This is a genomic window from Streptomyces sp. NPDC041796 (genome assembly GCF_055590785.1).
In genome coordinates, this window is the sequence record NZ_JBVJAH010000002.1 from 220850 (window position 1) to 236029 (window position 15180).

Annotated in this window: 15 protein-coding genes; 5 read left to right on the forward strand and 10 right to left on the reverse strand. The window is 72.7% G+C overall.

The window, feature by feature from the left end:
• Positions 1–115: 115 nt before the first annotated feature.
• Together ACZ6C1_RS04320 and ACZ6C1_RS04325 are read left to right on the forward strand one after the other, a co-directional pair.
• Complete coding sequence (locus ACZ6C1_RS04320; protein WP_469237517.1) at positions 116–1021, forward strand: YihY/virulence factor BrkB family protein; 906 nt, start codon at positions 116–118, stop codon at positions 1019–1021.
• A 49-nt stretch (positions 1022–1070) separates the two neighbouring features.
• A complete protein-coding gene (locus ACZ6C1_RS04325; protein ID WP_469237519.1) occupies positions 1071–1925 on the forward strand; it encodes a phosphatase PAP2 family protein in 855 nt (284 codons plus the stop codon).
• Between the two features lie 281 nt (positions 1926–2206).
• Here the strand turns inward: ACZ6C1_RS04325 and ACZ6C1_RS04330 are convergent, their stop codons facing one another.
• The 8 genes from ACZ6C1_RS04330 to ACZ6C1_RS04365 all read right to left on the reverse strand — a co-directional run bounded on the left by ACZ6C1_RS04330 (position 2207) and on the right by ACZ6C1_RS04365 (position 11651).
• On the reverse strand, positions 2207–3406 hold the full coding sequence (locus ACZ6C1_RS04330) for an NAD(P)/FAD-dependent oxidoreductase (protein ID WP_469237521.1): 1200 nt from the start codon (positions 3404–3406) through the stop codon (positions 2207–2209).
• Between the two features lie 112 nt (positions 3407–3518).
• The gene (sigJ, locus tag ACZ6C1_RS04335) at positions 3519–4463 is read right to left on the reverse strand and encodes an RNA polymerase sigma factor SigJ (protein ID WP_469237523.1); all 945 of its coding nucleotides are present in this window, start codon (positions 4461–4463) and stop codon (positions 3519–3521) included.
• 44 nt (positions 4464–4507) lie between these two features.
• Positions 4508–4735 (reverse strand): DUF6336 family protein, encoded by a 228-nt coding sequence (locus ACZ6C1_RS04340; protein ID WP_469237525.1) that lies wholly within the window; start codon positions 4733–4735, stop codon positions 4508–4510.
• A 67-nt stretch (positions 4736–4802) separates the two neighbouring features.
• Complete coding sequence (locus ACZ6C1_RS04345) at positions 4803–5327, reverse strand: hypothetical protein (RefSeq protein WP_469237528.1); 525 nt, start codon at positions 5325–5327, stop codon at positions 4803–4805.
• 196 nt (positions 5328–5523) lie between these two features.
• Complete coding sequence (locus tag ACZ6C1_RS04350; RefSeq protein WP_469237530.1) at positions 5524–8040, reverse strand: acyl-CoA reductase; 2517 nt, start codon at positions 8038–8040, stop codon at positions 5524–5526.
• Positions 8037–9185 (reverse strand): LuxE/PaaK family acyltransferase, encoded by a 1149-nt coding sequence (locus ACZ6C1_RS04355; RefSeq protein ID WP_469237532.1) that lies wholly within the window; start codon positions 9183–9185, stop codon positions 8037–8039. The genes ACZ6C1_RS04350 and ACZ6C1_RS04355 overlap by 4 nt, the downstream gene beginning before the upstream one ends.
• A complete protein-coding gene (locus ACZ6C1_RS04360) occupies positions 9182–10318 on the reverse strand; it encodes a GNAT family N-acetyltransferase (RefSeq protein ID WP_469237536.1) in 1137 nt (378 codons plus the stop codon). The genes ACZ6C1_RS04355 and ACZ6C1_RS04360 overlap by 4 nt, the downstream gene beginning before the upstream one ends.
• Positions 10319–10379: 61 nt before the next feature.
• Positions 10380–11651, reverse strand: coding sequence for a phenylacetate--CoA ligase family protein (locus ACZ6C1_RS04365; protein WP_469237538.1), 1272 nt, complete (start codon positions 11649–11651; stop codon positions 10380–10382).
• A gap of 333 nt (positions 11652–11984) precedes the next feature.
• Here ACZ6C1_RS04365 and ACZ6C1_RS04370 point away from each other — a divergent pair, with 333 nt between their 5' ends.
• From ACZ6C1_RS04370 to ACZ6C1_RS04380, 3 genes are all read left to right on the forward strand, one after another.
• Positions 11985–12398 (forward strand): cupin domain-containing protein, encoded by a 414-nt coding sequence (locus ACZ6C1_RS04370; protein ID WP_469237540.1) that lies wholly within the window; start codon positions 11985–11987, stop codon positions 12396–12398.
• 267 nt (positions 12399–12665) lie between these two features.
• Positions 12666–13523: a hypothetical protein gene (locus ACZ6C1_RS04375; protein ID WP_469237542.1), complete on the forward strand. Its 858-nt coding sequence runs from the start codon at positions 12666–12668 to the stop codon at positions 13521–13523.
• Positions 13524–13649: 126 nt separating this feature from the next.
• Positions 13650–14069 carry a hypothetical protein gene (locus tag ACZ6C1_RS04380; protein ID WP_469237543.1) on the forward strand — a complete coding sequence of 140 codons (420 nt, stop codon included), beginning with the start codon at positions 13650–13652 and terminating at the stop codon, positions 14067–14069.
• A 92-nt stretch (positions 14070–14161) separates the two neighbouring features.
• Here ACZ6C1_RS04380 and ACZ6C1_RS04385 read toward each other — a convergent pair whose 3' ends face one another.
• Positions 14162–14704, reverse strand: a complete 543-nt coding sequence (locus tag ACZ6C1_RS04385; RefSeq protein WP_469237544.1) for a YdeI/OmpD-associated family protein — start codon at positions 14702–14704, stop codon at positions 14162–14164.
• Positions 14701–15108, reverse strand: a complete 408-nt coding sequence (locus ACZ6C1_RS04390) for a VOC family protein (protein ID WP_469237545.1) — start codon at positions 15106–15108, stop codon at positions 14701–14703. The genes ACZ6C1_RS04385 and ACZ6C1_RS04390 overlap by 4 nt, the downstream gene beginning before the upstream one ends.
• Positions 15109–15180 lie beyond the last annotated feature (72 nt).

Here is a 15180-nt window from a genome sequence, read left to right on the forward strand (position 1 = left end):
GGGCCGGAGCAGGGCGTGAGCCGGCCGTCGCGGGGCAGCAGGAAGGAGACCCTGCCGCTGTCGCTCGGGGCAGGCGGCGGCCGGGGCGCGGCAGGCGGAACGGAGCGGTGGTTTCATGACGATCGGTGTCCCCGCGAGCGGCTCGGCGCCCGGTCGGCGCGAGCAGCATGCGTACGTCAGGGCTCTGGCCCGTACGCCGGTCGCCGTCTGGGAGGACGACCTCACCGACTGGGCCGCGGCGCTGACGTACTACGCGGTTCTGGCGGTCTTCCCTTCCCTGCTGGTGATCGTCTTCTCGATGGCCCTGCTGGGCACGGGCTCCCCGCAGGAGGTCATCGCGCAGTTGGGGGCGTTCGTACCGAAGGAGGCCCGGCCGGTGCTGGCGCAGGCGCTGGGCGACCCGGATGCCGAGCCGTCGGTCACCTGGGTGCTGCTGGTGCTCACCGGCGGCGCTGCCCTGTGGTCGGCCTCCAGCTATCTGGCCGTGTTCCGGCGCGCGTTGCACGCGATGTACGGCGTTCCCGACTGCCGTCCTGCGTGGCGGACCTTCCCCGCCATCCTGCTGCGAGCGGTGACCGTTCTGGCGCTGCTGGTCAGCGGTGTTCTGACGCTGACCGCCGCCGAGCGGGTCGCCAGGGCGATCGGCCGGGGCACGGGGACGGATCATCAGGCGGCCCTGGTGTGGGCGGGCCTGAAGTGGCCGCTGTTGTTCGGGGTGGTCGTCGCCCTGGTGCTGTTGCTCTTCCGGTCGGGGCCGCCTCAGTCGCGCGGTGTGCGGCAGACGGTGGGAGGCGGGACGCTGGCGGTGCTGCTGTGGCTGCTGGCGTCCGTGGGGTTCGCGTTCTACGCGGGGCACATCGCGACGTACAACCGGCTCTACGGTTCCCTGGCGGGGGTGGTGGCGTTCCTGGTCTGGCTGTGGGTGTCCCACGTAGTGCTGTTGGCCGGGGCACAGTTCAACGCGGAACTGGCGCGGGACGGGCGGCCGGAGGAGCCGGATCCGTGCGCCTCGGTGACGTGACCGGCTCGTGAGCGCGGTTCACCCGGGCGCGACGGGCAAGAAGGGGGCCATGACAACGGGAAGCGGCGTGGTCGCCGGTCGGATCGGCTCACTGGTGTGGTTGCCGTGTCTCGGGGTGTTGCTGGTGGGCACGGGCCTGTTGGTCACCGGCCCCGCGGCGGACGCGTGGCCCCTTGCGGCGGAGAGGGGCGTCAGTGCCTGGTTCGCGGAGCGGCGCAGCGCCACGGCCACGGTCGTCTCGCGGTGGCTGACGTTCGTCGCCTCCACCGAGTGCGTCATCGGTGTCACGGTCGTGTGTGTGGTCGCGCTGCTGGTGCTACCACGAGCACCGCGCCGGCGGGAGGCACTCTTCCTCGCGGGGGCGGTCGCCGCGCAGTCGGCCCTCTTCCTCGTGGTGACGGCGTGTGTGGAGCGACCGCGTCCCGACGTGCCGCGCCTCGACCCGGCGCCGCCGACCTCCAGCTTCCCCTCGGGCCACGCGGGGGCGTCGCTGGCCCTCTACGGCGGACTGGCCATGCTTGCGCTCACCCGGTTGCGCGGACCGTGGCGGTACGTCGTGGCCGTGGTGCTGCTGGTCGTACCGCCGGCGGTGGCCGTGTCCCGCCTGTACCGGGGCATGCACCACCCGAGCGACGTGGTGGGGGGCCTCGTCAACGGCGCGGGCGTGCTGCTCGTCATGGCGCACGCGCTGTTGTCCCCCGGCCATGGGCGGGCGGCGGCGTGCGGTGCCGGCGGTCGCGTCCCCGGGCTGCGGCGGCGTTCCCCCGCGCGGGGCGGGGATCTCCCCCGCGCCTCCGGGGCTCAGGCGCCCTGGAGCGGGGCGCGTTGCAGCGGGTCCGGGCCGGGTGCCCGCGCCGCGAGGTCCACGAGAAGTGCTGGCGGGCCGCCGGATGCGGCGAAGTGACCTGGGGCCCGCCGGAGGTGTCCGACGCCGGCATGCGCGCGTTCGGTGCGGCCCTCTGGGCGGACGTGCTCGTCAACGCTCCACCGGAAGTGCCGCGTTGCGTCGGACTCCGCCGCCGCCCGCGGCAGGGCCGCCGCCGCGGCGTCCTGGGCGGCGAAGGCCGGCGCCCGCGTCCGACGCCCCGGTCCGATCCGCGCGCCTCCGTGGCCTGCGCCGGGTAGCGGGGAGTCGGCGGTGAGGCCGGGCGCCCCTGTCGTGAGGCGCCCGCGTCACGGTGCGCGTCAGGCCGACGCCTCGACGGCCTGGCCCGCCCGGGCCGCATCGCGCACCACACGGCGGCGGCGGCTCGGCAGGCCGAGGGTCGGGTTCGCGACGCCCCAGGCCGCGCCCTTGCAGATCAGTTCCTTGTAGGCGGCGGCCGCCCGGCCGGTGAGGGCCGCGCCGACGGCGCGGTCGTCGGCGGTGACGTACTGGATCAGGCCGTCCTTGCGGCCCAGTGAGACGCACTGGTTGAAGTATCGGATCGGGATGGCCGGGATCTTGCCGGCGGTGAGGCGCGCCGCGATGGCGTCGGCCGCCTGCCACGCGGCGGGGACGCCGGAGGCGCACGACATGCGCAGCGGCTTGTCGCCGGGGCCCATGGTCATGGCCGCGTCGCCGACGGCGTACACATCGGGGTGCGAGACCGAGCGCATGGTTGCGTCCACCACGATCTGTCCGGTGCCGGTGATCTCCAGGGCGGTGGCCTGTGCGATGGGGTGGGTCGCGAAGCCGGTGGTCCACACGGTGACCGCGGCCGGGACGGACGTGCCGTCGGCGGTGGTGAGGTGGTCGGACTCGACGGCGGTGACGGTGACGCGCTCGTGGACGGTGATGCCGAGCCTGCCGAGGACCTTCCGCAGGTGCCCGCGCCCCTTGTCCGACAGCCAGTCGCCGAGGCCACCGCGGGTCGCGAGGGCGACGGCCAGGTCCGGGCGGGCCTCGGCGATCTCGGTCGCGGCCTCCAGGCCGGTGAGGCCGCCGCCGACGACGGCCACGGGCTGTCCGGCGTCCAGGCCGGCCAGACGCTCCCGCAGCCGGAGCGCTCCGGGCCGGCTCGCGATCTCGTAGGCGTGCTCGGCGCTGCCGGGGACGCCCTGGTCGTTCCAGACGCTGCCGAGGGCGTACACGAGGGTGTCGTACTCCAGCTCCTCGGTGCCGCCCTCGGCGTCGACGACGGCGACAGTCCTGCGGTCGACGTCGATCCCGGTGACCTTCGCGACCGTCGGCCGGACGCCGGTGCCCGCGAACATCTCGCTGAAGGGCCGGGGCCGAAGGTCCTGGCCGACCGCGAGCTGGTGCAGCCGGACGCGCTCGACGAAGTCGGGCTCGGCGTTGACGAGGGTGATGGCGACGTCGTCACGGTGCAGCCGCCGGGCGAGGCGGCCGGCCGCGACGGCTCCGGTGTAGCCGCCGCCGAGAACGATGATGCGGTGCTGCATTTCTAGCTCCTGTCTGCGCGGGTCCGCCCGTGTCTTACGCGGTTACGCACCTTGAACCGGGCAGCCCGTCGATTCCTGACAGGGTCGCGATGTGAAGCACCTCACATCGCGGTCAGAACGCGTGGAACAGGGGCTCTCCATGATCGGCGGCCGCCCACACCTCGGTAGCGCGCTCGAGCTTGTCGGGGTTGACCTGGTTGCGGAACGCGGCGATGCCCTCGGCCGTGATCTCCAGGCACATGATGCCGATGACCCGGCCGTCGACGACCGCCACGAGGGCGGGACCGCCGTTGGCGGTCGTGGTGTAGATCCCGGGCGAGCCGCCCGCCAGGGCACGCTTGGACGCCGCGGGTTTGAACAGGCCCCGCATGAACCGCGCGACCGCGAGGGCGCCCTCGAACGCCTTGGCGCGGGCCGGGACCTTGCCGCCGCCGTCACCGATCGAAACGGCGTCGGCGGTGAGGAGCCGTACCAGAGGCTCGGTCTTCCCACTGGTGGCGGCCGCCAGGAACTCCTCGACGATCCGCCGGGTGGCGGCCTCGTCGATCTCGCTGCGGGCCTTGCCGTCCCTGATGTGCTTCTTGGCGCGGTGGAATATCTGCTGGGCGGCCGCCTCGGTGATCTCGAGGATGTCGGCGATCTCCCGGTGCGCGTAGCCGAAGGCCTCCCGCAGGACGTACACCGCCCGCTCATTGGGCGACAGCCGCTCCATGAGGGTGAGGACGGCGTACGAGACCGACTCGCGCTGCTCGGCGGTGTCGGCCGGGCCCAGCATCGGGTCCCCCTCGAGCAGCGGCTCGGGAAGCCACTGGCCCACATAGGTCTCGCGCCGCACGCGGGCGGAAGTGAGCTGATTGAGGCAGAGGTTGGTGAGCGCCTTCGTCAGCCATGCCTCGGGGACCTCGATGCGCTCGACGTCGGCGGCCTGCCAGCGCAGGAACGTGTCCTGTACGGCGTCCTCGGCCTCGCTCGCGGAGCCGAGCAGACGGTAGGCGATGGCTTCCAGACGGGGCCTTGCGCCTTCGAACCGGTTCACGTCCTCCATGGTCAGCGGCATGCCCGGATCCTACCGTTGCGTGCCGCCCCCACGACGACCGGCTCTCAGCCGCCGTGGAGCCGGCTGTCGTAAGCGGCGGCGTCCACGAGGTGGTACGGCCCGAGGGCACCGGGGAACAGCACGAGGGCCGGCACCCCGAACCGCACCGGGACCGGAGCCGCGAGGATGGCGCTCTCCGCCCGGCCCTTGACGGTGCGCCAGTCGTGAGTTCCACGCGCGGCCACGTCCCGCGACCGGAGCAGCGGCTGTGTGATCTCGTGCTCGGACCTCATGATCCGTACGGCGGCGGAGGCCCTGGCGGCTCCACCGGTTCCGGTGCCCTGGTGATGGCCGGTCGGCTCAGGGCTCCACGCCCCGGCGTCGCGCCAGCGCCTTCAGGCGGTCGAGTTCGTGTCGCGCCGCGGTCGGGTGGGCGAGGTCGAGGGCCATCCACGCGCGGGCGGTGAGGTAGAGCATGCCCTGGCGGGTGGCGGCGTCAAGGCCCGGGGCGGTCCGGCAGCGCCGGTCGATGACCCTCAGGTGGAGCGCGAGGATGTCGAGCTCCTCGCGCAGGGGCAGAGGCAGCACCTGCCGCAGTTCGTCCTTCGCGTAGTCGCGTGCCTGGCTGTCGGCTTCGTGGGGGCGATGCTGCGGGGGAGCCCAGGGAAGACCGGCTTCCCGGGCGTCGTCGTACATGTCGGCCAGCAGGGCGCGCGCGGACTCGGGGTCTCCCTCGGCGGCGGCGGAGCACGCCGCCTCCAACGTGGAGCGCAGCCGCGCACGGGCCTGTGGGTCCTCACCCGTGTCGGCGTCCAGATAACTGGACCACACGTCGAACCCCTTGTTCAGCTCGGCGTCCAGCATGATCCCGTGCACGTCCGGCACTCGGCGTCCCCTTTCTGTCGGGCCGTCGCGGTGTGGACGGCAGCGGCCCACGATAAGGCGGGTGGTGGGCGCACCGCCCGTGTATTTCCTCCGGGCGGTCGCGGGCACCCGGCCGGCCGGTTCGGCGCTCGAGGAGCCCGGCCCCCGTGCGCGGTGGGAGCAGGCCGAACCGGCCGCCGGTCACCGGACGGCGCCGCTACTGCCGTGTGTCCACCACGCGGCGCAGTTTGCCGCTCGTCGGGCTGCGGTCGAGTGCCGGGCCGTCCACCGCCTCGACCGACAGGTCGAGCAACCGTTCCTCCACGGCCGTGCGCAGCTCCGGGTAGCCGTCCAGGAAGGCTTCGCGCAGCCGCCGCGGGTCCGGTGCGCCGGACCGTTCCACGCGGACGGTGAGCCGCTCGCGGGTGTCCTGCCCGGCGAGCACGATCTGGAGCTCGCCCCGGTGGCCGCCCTGCTCGGCGAGGGCGACGAAGCGGCGGTGGTCGAGGAAGTAGGTGGCGACCCGCATCACGTCACCCAGCCTGCCGCGCAGCTCGAAGCGCGGGGCGTGGCTGCCGCAGGGGCAGTGCCCGGGAACGGCCCGGCCGAGGTCACCGATGACGTACCTGCTCAGGTCCTGGCCGCGCCGCGCGTGGCTGGTGAAGACCAGGCGGCCGGTCTCCCCGGGCGGCACCGGCCTGTCGGAGTCGAGTGCGAGGATCTCCATGGTGTGCAGGTCGGCGTGGAGGTGGTGGACGCCGCCGCTGCTCTCCGTGCACTGGTAGCCGAGGGGGCCGAGGTCGGTGCTGCCGTAGGCGAGCGAGTGGACGACGTCGATGCCGAAGGTCTCCCGCAGCGTGCGCCGCTGCTCGTCGGTGAAGTGCTCACCTCCGTAGAAGATCTTGCGGATGCCGCCGTAGGCGCGCAGTGCGTCCGCCTGGTCGTGCAGCAGTTGCCACAGGTACGACGGCATCCCGAAGAGCGTGTCCGCCTCATGGGCGATCAGTGCCTCCGCCGTGGCCCGGTGGTCGGGACCGGCCGCCAGGGGCAGCTGGACGCCACCGAGACGTTCCAGGATGGAGAAGAAGCTGATGAAACTGCCGTACATGCCGCCGCAGTAGAAGAGGTTCGCCGTACGGTCGCGCACCGGGTCGTAGCCCGCGGCGAGCAGTCCTCGGGCGGCGGCGTGCATCTGGGTGTCGTAGTCGTCGTAGCTGAACAGCGACAGGGCGGGCGCGCCGGTGGTGCCGCCGCTGCGGAAGTACAGCTCGGCGTCGGCGCGCGGGATGTGACGGGCGCGTTCCTGGACCTCGTCCTTGCCGAGCAGGGGGCCCGCGGGCGGCGGGAGGACGACGGGCCGGGCCAGGTCGTCCAGGCAGGCGGTGGTGGCGAACCGCCGGTCGGCCTGCACCGCCACGCGGCGGCTGTAGCGCTGGAGCGCGTACACCCCGTCGTGCGGCTCACCGGAGTAGCTGGTGTGCATGGCTCCGAGGGGCGTGACGCGGGTGACTCCGGCGGTCAGGGCGGCGCGTGACAGTTCGGCGGTGTCGCCGCGGCCGGCCGCCAGGCCCATGGTCTGGAGGTAGCGCCGCATGGGGCGCAGGGTGCCGGTGAGCTGTTTGCGCGGCAGCGGCTTGACCCACACGCTGCGGTGCAGCGGCGAGGCGGTGAGGGCGGGACGGGTGTCGGCCAGGACCCGCCACGAGCCGTCGGGGGCGGCGAACACCCGGGTGAGGCCCAGGTGTTCTTCCAGCCGGGCGACCAGTTCCGTCGTCGTCAGCTCCGCCTCCTCGGCGGGGTCCGGGGCGTGGGGGGCTTCGGCCGGGTCCCGCGTGGCCAGCACCCGGGCGAGACGCTCCGCGAAGGCGAACACCTCGGCCTCGTCCGCCGTGTCGAGGTAGACCACCTGGGGGCTGGCGCACGCCTGCTGCTCGTACAGGCAGACGTCGTCGGCCAGCGCGCCGAGCGTGCCGGGGTCGTCCCAGGCGTCGCGCGTGAGGTAGGCGAAGGAGATGCGGTGCCCCCACTCCACCAGTCGGCAGCCCGGCGGCACATGGGCGGCCACGCCCTCCACCGCGCTTTCGCCGCCCCACACGGCGACCGCGTCGGCCGGCGCGCACATGAGGCGCAGCCACTCCTGGCGCGTGGACGGGAAACGCAGCACGATGACGCGCGCGGCGATGGCGCCGGTCGGGTCCAGGTCGGCCAGTTCGGCCAGCAGGTGCTGTGCGAGCGGTGTGTCACCGCCGCTGGTCTTGAGGATGTTGACGTTTCCGGCGAGGAGGCCCTCGACGACGCTGAGCGGCGCGACGGTGGCGGCGTTGCCCGGCGCGATGTGCGCGACCAGGCCGACGGGCGCCCACGCCTCGTACACGGTCTCGCGGGCGTCGGGGCGGTTCAGCCGCTGCGGTGCGGTGGCGCCGAGTTCGCGGCGGAGCTTGCGTGTGAGCTCCCGGCGGCTGAGGGGGCCGGCGATCTCGGTGAGGACGGCCGGGCCCTCGCCCTCCGGCAGGTGGGGCGCGAGCCGGGCGTGGACGGGGTGCCCGGGGTCGGTCAGGGCGGTCGCCAGGGCGTCGCAGGCGGCCAGCAGCGTCTCGGTCTCCAGGGGCGTTCCGAGCGCGTCCTCGACCGTCTCGGCGAGGCCGGCCAGGCGGTGCCCGGCCTCCTCGTAGTCGATGAACGTGCCCTGCCAGTAGTGGTGTTCGGCGGCGGCGTGCGGCTGGACGGTCGTCATGACATGCCCTTCATCAGTTCGGCGGCGGCCACCGCGCAGCTTCGATTGCGGCTCACCCCGGCACGGCCGTGAATGGTGAACCAGTCGGTGCTCAGCCCGCATCCGCATGCGTCCCCGGGGTGCGCCGAGGCGAGGTCGCCCATGACGACGCTCTGTGCCGGTACGGAGGTGATGTACGGCGACACCAGGTGCAGGTATCCGGTCTCCCCGTACGGCAGCGGTTCGAGCGTCCTGGTGGAGCGGACGGTGACGCGCGACCAGACGGGCGCGTGCAGGCGGTGGTGGTTGCACTCGATGTACGGGATGCAGTGCTCGACCGACCCGAACGTGTCGCGGATCCGCTCGCCGGGGATGCCGAGCTGATCGGTGACGCGGGCGTACAGCTCGTCCTTGCCGATACGCCGGTCCGCGTGGCCCTTCCAGCCGCCGCCGAGCATCACGAGCGAGCCCTCGGGAAGTCGCAGTGGCGGCAGGCCCATGGCCCGCATCCGCTCCAGGGTGAAGAACAGGAAGGCGGGGAAGCCCAGGATGCGGACCGGGGCGTCGTCCCGTTCGAAGCGCCGCAGCGCCGCCACGCACCCGAAGGGGTCGAACTCGTGCCCGTCACCGGTGTTGCGCAGCGCGTACTCGACGGTACGGGCCGGGGCGAAGTCGCAGAGGTAGTTGTCGGTGAAGGCGGTACCGAGGTTGAGGGCGGGTGCCGGCTCGTAGCTGTAGAGGAGGTAGTTGACCTCCTGGTCCGCGGTGATCCAGCCGTTGCGTTCGAAGATCCGGGCCACCATGCGCTGCGCGGCGCGGATGGTCCACCGGTCGAAGAACATCTGCGACTTCTGGCCGGTGGTGCCCGAGGACGTCAGGTGCAGGTCGACCTGGTCGCGCGGGATGGACAGCACTTCGTGGCGCTTGAAGAAGTTGGCGTGGACCAGCGGGGTGCGGTACGGCCGTGCGGGCGGCGTGGCCTCGTACAACGAGCGGAAGAACGGGGACCGTTCGGTGTGCCAGGCGTTGATCTCCGCCATGGCCGCGGCGAACAGCTCGTCCTCGGCCGGGCCGTGGGCGTACGGGTCGGTCAGGTCGCACAGCCGCTGCACATGGGGCAGGAGGGCCGGGTCGGGGACCTCGACCGGGGCGAGATGGGGGTTCATGAGGCAACCTCGAATGGGGGCAGGTGGGTCGACGCCCAGGCCGACAGGTAGCAGTCCAGGTACGGCTGGAGGGATGGTTCGACGACGACGTCCCGGAAGTCGATCCGCTCCGTGGACCGGGACAGCACGGCGTAGTCGTGGAAGCCGTCCCCGTCCCGTCGCATCGCCGGGTAGAGCGCGCCCGCCACGAACCCCTGGGCGAGGAAGGCCGACAGGGCCCCGTGGTGGGCCAGCGGCACCAGCGCCTCGACATAGCCCGCGCCGGCCCGGGTGAGCGTCCGGGTGACGGGTTCGAGGTACGCGGCGGCGGCGGACGGATCCGGGTGGGCGGCGACGAGCGAGCAGTACCGGCCGGTGCGGTTGAGGTAGGCGTACACCTCGAACCGCCCGTCCTCCGGTGTGAGCAGCACATTGGGCGTGTGCAGCGGGTAGAACCAGCGGTCGGCGTCCGGGAAGCGTTCGCGGAAGCGCCGGCGTACGAAGGAGGGCGCCTCGATCAGTTCCAGGTGCTCGGCCGCGCCGCGTCCGGCCACGGGGGCCGGGGCCACGGGTCGCGTGCCGTCGTAGCACACGCCCACGCCCCGCTCGGCGGTCCGCAGGAGCGGCAGCAGCGGTGCGGGCACCTCGGGCACCGGGAAGCGGCGCTCCAGCACACCGGGGCGGTGACGCGCGTAGAGCGCGAGGCTCTCACGGCTGCTCAGATCGACCGCGTTGGGCAGGACACCGAGCGGGCGGAAGCCGTTGCGCGCGACGACGCGCTGCGGGCCGGCACTGACGGTACGGACCGTGGCGTACACCGAGTCCAGCCGCCCGGCGTCCAGCGTCCCGGCGCACAGCGCCGCGGTCAGGCGGGCGGCCAGGCCCCCGGACCGGTGGTCGGGGTGCACGGCGAGCCCTTCCAGCCGGCCGATACGGCTGCCCCGCTCCCCGTGGACGGCGGCCGACGCGGCCAGGGCGCCGGTGTCCGGGCAGCGGGCGGTGAGCCACAGCGTGTCGGGGTCCGCGATGAGCCGGGCCATCGCGGCCGGGTCGGTACCGAGGGCGGTCGGGTAGTGGGGCCCGTAGACGGCGTAGTAGAGCTGGCGCAGTTCGGCGATGTCGGAGCCTCGGGCGGGGGCGATCAGGGCGCTCACCGTCCGCCTCCGAGCGGCGGGGTGGAGTGTCCGGTACGGGGTGCCTCGTGGCGGAGGCCGGTCATGCGGTCGGCCTCTCGTCGAGTACGCGGACGAGCTTGCCGGTACGCGGGTTGACGGCGAGGTCGCGGTGGCGTGCCCACTCCACGGTGAGCGGGTGCACGAACTCGGCGCGGACGCTGTCCGGGTACAGCGGCCGGACCTTCTCCAGCCGCGTGACGACCGCTCCGGCGAGCTGCTCGCGGCCCGCCTGGCCGTCGTCGCCCGGGGCGGTGGCCAGCCGGAGGACCAGCCCGTCACGGCCGTCCCAGCGGCGTACGACCAATTGCATCCCGACGATGCGGCCGGTGACGTCCGCGTCCGCCACGGCGTCCTGCGCGTCCCTCACGTGGAGGGACACGGGCCCCACGCGTACGCCCTCCTCGGCGCGCCCGAGGATGCGGAAGTGGCCGGACACGGTGTCGGTCCACTCGGCGCGGTCGCCCGCCGGGTAGCGGATGACGGGCATCAGACGGCGGAAGAGGCTGGTCACGACGGCCCGGCCTGGCCGGCCCGGTTCGGTCACCGGTGCGCCCGTCGCGTCGTCGAGGATCTCGACGACCGAGTACGGGGTGAACGCCCGGTGCACGCGCGGGTCCGGCCCCGGCACGGGGCGTCCGAGCAGGCCCGCGTCGACGCTCGCGTAACCGACGGACCGGGCCTGGGCGTTGGGGAAGGCGGCGGCCAGCAGACGCCGCTGGTCGGCGAAGAGCGCCTCCCCGCCGAAGAGGACCAGCTCGACGGCGTCCAACCGCAGGCCGGCCCCGATCAGGTGCTCGGCCAGTCGGCACAGGGTGGTCGGCGTGCCGGTCACGACCTGGGCGGTGAAGTCCCGCAGCGTCCGGACCGTCGACTCCAGCGGCGCGGCACCGCCGATGGGCAGCCGCACGTTGTCGACGGGGCAGTGGGCGAGCGAGTCCAGGAGGAAGAGGAAGCTGGCGTAGAGCTCGCCCGCGTAGAACAGGTCCGCGACACGGTGCCCCGGGCGCAGCCCGGCGTCCAGGAGCCCGTCGCCGAAGACGGTGACGAAGGTGCGCCACTCGTCACGCGTGTAGGCGGAGAACTTCGGCGCGCCGGTGGTACCGCCGGTCTGGAAGACGGTCGCCTCGCTGAGAGGCCCGGTGAGGACACGGTTGTCGTGGAGGGTGTTGGCCGCCCAGAACGCCTCCTGGTCGACCACCGGCAGATCGGTGAGGCGGTCGACATGGGGCGGAAGGTCCGCGTAGAGGTCGCGGTAGAAGGGCGAGTTGTGACGTGCGAAACGTATGAGGTCCGAGAGCTGGTGGGCGGACATGCGGCCTTTGCCTAGATGAACGGAAACAGGGCGGGGCGGGAGTCACCGCGGCACGGCGAGACCACGAACTCGCCGCCGACGGGATCGAACGCTGCGCCGGGGCTCCCCGAGTCCCCCGACTTCCTGGTGCGCGGCAGTATCTGACGCGCGATCATGATGATGAAGCATTCGTGCGCCCATCGCAAAATTGACCGCATTTATTTCGCTATGCGTGGCCGAAACGAGGCTTCTTGCGGGGCAGGGCGTTGCCATACCGGCAACGGATGTTGTCGGACCCCGCGCGGGAGTCGCAGTCTTCCCTCCGAACGCGTCCACGAGACCAGGAGGTCAACGATGACTGGGCATGAAGGCGCCACTGCCGACGAGCGGCCCAACAACCGCGTCCACCACGTGCGTTCCGGCGCGCTGGACGGCTACGCGGCGATCAGTGGTGGCACGGTCGGGTCGAGAAGGCTCTGGATGGGCCTGGTGGAGAACCCGCCGTCGAGTGCGACGGACAACCACCATCACGGCGATTCCGAGGCCGGCATCTACGTGGTGAGCGGTCACCCGGTGTTCGTCTACCACGACGGCACACAGGAGGTGCGGCTCCAGGCCGGTCCGGGCGACTTCTTCCTCGTACCCCCGTTCGTACCGCACCGTGAGGAGAACCCCGACCCGAACGAGCCCGCGGTCGTCGTGATCGCCCGCACCACGCAGGAGCCGATCAAGGTGTCCGTGCCCGAGCTGTACCAGCTCAACGGGTGAGGTGCCCTGGAGGAGGGGAACGGCGCCGTAGTCAGCACGAACGAGGTTGCATACGGCCGGGCGTTGGAGCAGGCCGGGCGAGGACGTCGGCGTGCCGGATGACATGGGCGCGCACCAGTTGGCAGGTCGCTCGCCACGACGACGCGGGCGAGGGCGGGCGCCTGGGGGCCGGCGGGGAATTCCGCGAAAGCCTGATGGGACGTCAAGGCGAGGACCTACTCTTGCCCCACGGAAAGGCACGGGTGGAAACGACTGCCGGGGCGGGGGATGTCTGGCAACGTGAGTGGGGGCGAGGCGTGGCCCGAAGGGCCCGAGCCCGGCGTACGCATGCAGGGAAGAGCGCAGACGTCCGGCTCGGTGCACCAGGCCGGGGGCGGACAGCTCAATGTCAGCAACAGCAACAACAACGTCTTCTACCTTCCCCCATCCGGCCACCCCGGTGCGGTGGCGTCCCCCCACGGTGTCGCCGTCGACCGCTCCCGGGCCCACCGGAGGAGACGGATCGTGCTGACGGGGGCCGTCGCCGCCGTCATCGGCGCGGCCGCCGCGTACGCGATGACCAACGGCTGGCCCGTGCGGGACTGGGGGCGAGAGCACGCCACTTCGCCCGGTGGCACGAGCACGGCTCCGCGGGCAGGTGGCGACCGCCCGCAGGCAACGGGACCCGGCATCCCTCCGGAAGGGAAGGCCGACGAATCGGCCCCCGCGTCCCGGCTCCCGCGGCCCACCGTCCAATGGAGCGGGACGATGGTGCTCGGCCTGGAGGGCAAGGAACTGGATGACGGCCGGCCGACCAAACCGGCGCAGTTCACCTACGGCGATCTGGGTCTCGGTCTCGGGTTGGGGGGCAGCGACGGCATCGTGGTCTTCGGCAGCAGCGCCGGAGGCGTGTCGCCGTGGCCGACCGACGGGGAGCCCGCGGACTACGCCGACTGCACCGAGACGGTGGATGCCGCCGCGTCTCCCACCGTCCCCGTGCGGACCGGCACCGTCCTGTGTGTGAGGACCGACGGCGGGCGGATCGCCCGCCTGCGGGCAACGCGGATCCTGGAGGGGTACAGCCCCAGCGTGGAGTTCGACGCGGTGATCTGGGGTCCTCCGCCGACCACGTCTGCCGCCCGTTGACGAGGGCCTCGCCCCCCGAAACCCCACCGGTCACCGAGAACCGCCCGGGCCGGACAGAAACAGTGCGCCGGCCGCGTACCACCGCGCGGGACATCCACCCACCCACTCTCCTCACCGGAGGCCGACATGGACCCACTGGCTCTGGCCGCCGCGACCGCCCTGGTCGGCGCGATGGCAACCGACGCCTGGCAGCAGGCACGCTCCTCCGCCGCGGAGTTGTGGCGGCGCGTCCACCCCGAGCGAGTTCCGGCCGTCGAGGCGGAGCTGGCGGAGGTGCGTGCCGAGGTGCTGCAGGCACGACAGGCCCACGACCCCGACACCGAACTCCATCTGGCCTCGGACTGGCAGCGGAGGCTTCAGCGGCTGCTGCGGGACGACCCGGGCCTGGCGGGGGAACTCCAGCGCCTTCTCGACGAGGAACTGGCTCCGCTCCTGCCGGCGGCGGACGACCGGTCAGGTCCCCGCACGGTGGTCCAGGAGGCACGGGCTTCGGGCGGTAGCCACATCTATCAGGCCGGCGGCGACCAGACGAACATCCACCGCTGAACCCGGCGGTCGTCGGTCGTCGCGCCGCCGACGCCGGTGCCGGCGTGGGACGCAGGGGCGGCGAGCCGGAGCTGTGCGCGCCGCGCCGGTCCTCACCGGCTCAGCAGGCCGGTGATCGCCTTCTGCAGGCGGGAGGCGCGCACGGCCGGGGTCCTGGCCTTGAGCAGCGGGAGGATGACCTGGTACCGGCCGGTCTTGTCGAGTGCCTCGAAACGGGCGGCGGCCTCGGGGTGGGCGGCCAGCGCCTCGGCCAGGTCGGGCGGGACGGTGGCATGGCGCTGAGCGGTGTAGGCCGCCGCCCAGCGGCCGTCCGCCTGGGCGGCGGCGACCTCGGCCGAGCCGGGTGGCCGCATGCGCCCGGCGGCGGTCAGGCGTTCCACGCGTTCGACGTTCACCCGCGACCAGGAGCTGCCCTTGCGGCGGGGTGAGTACCGTTGCAGGAAGAAGTCCTCGTCGTAGGACTTGCGGTGGCTGTCGATCCAGCCATAGCACAGCGCGACCTCCAGCGCCTCCTCGACCGTGACCGAGACGGCGGCGGACCCCTTCTTGGCGATCTTCAGCCAGGTGCCGCCCTCGGTCCCATGGTGCTCGGCCAGCCACGACTCCCACGCGGAGGCGTCCTCGAAGTGCGTCATCGGCCCAGCATCTCCAGGTAGTGGCGGTTGTACATGATGCCCAGCACGTTGCCGAACGGGTCGGTCACGGACGCGGCGACGAAACCGGGGCCGTACTCGGTGAGCGGCTGGTACGGCGTGGCCCCCATGGACAGCAGCCGGTCGAGGGTGGCCCGTACGTCGTCGACGTGCCAGTGGACGATCGCGCCGCCGGGGGCGGTGGGCGCTTCCGGCGGGGCGTAGCGCCGGTCGATGAGGCCGAGTTCGGCTTGGTGGTCGCCGATCCTGAACTCGTAGTAGGCGGCCGGCCCGCCGTTGCCGGGGCGCTCGAAGTACGGCTCGACGCCCAGCAGCTCGGCGTACCACTTCTTGGCGGCCTCCAGGTCGTCGGCCCAGAAGTTGACGGTGGCGAGCCCTCGCAGCATGGGGGGTCCCTTCTCTCGTTCGGTGACAGGAACCATCCTCCGGCCTAAAGTGCTCACCATCCGAGCACTTTT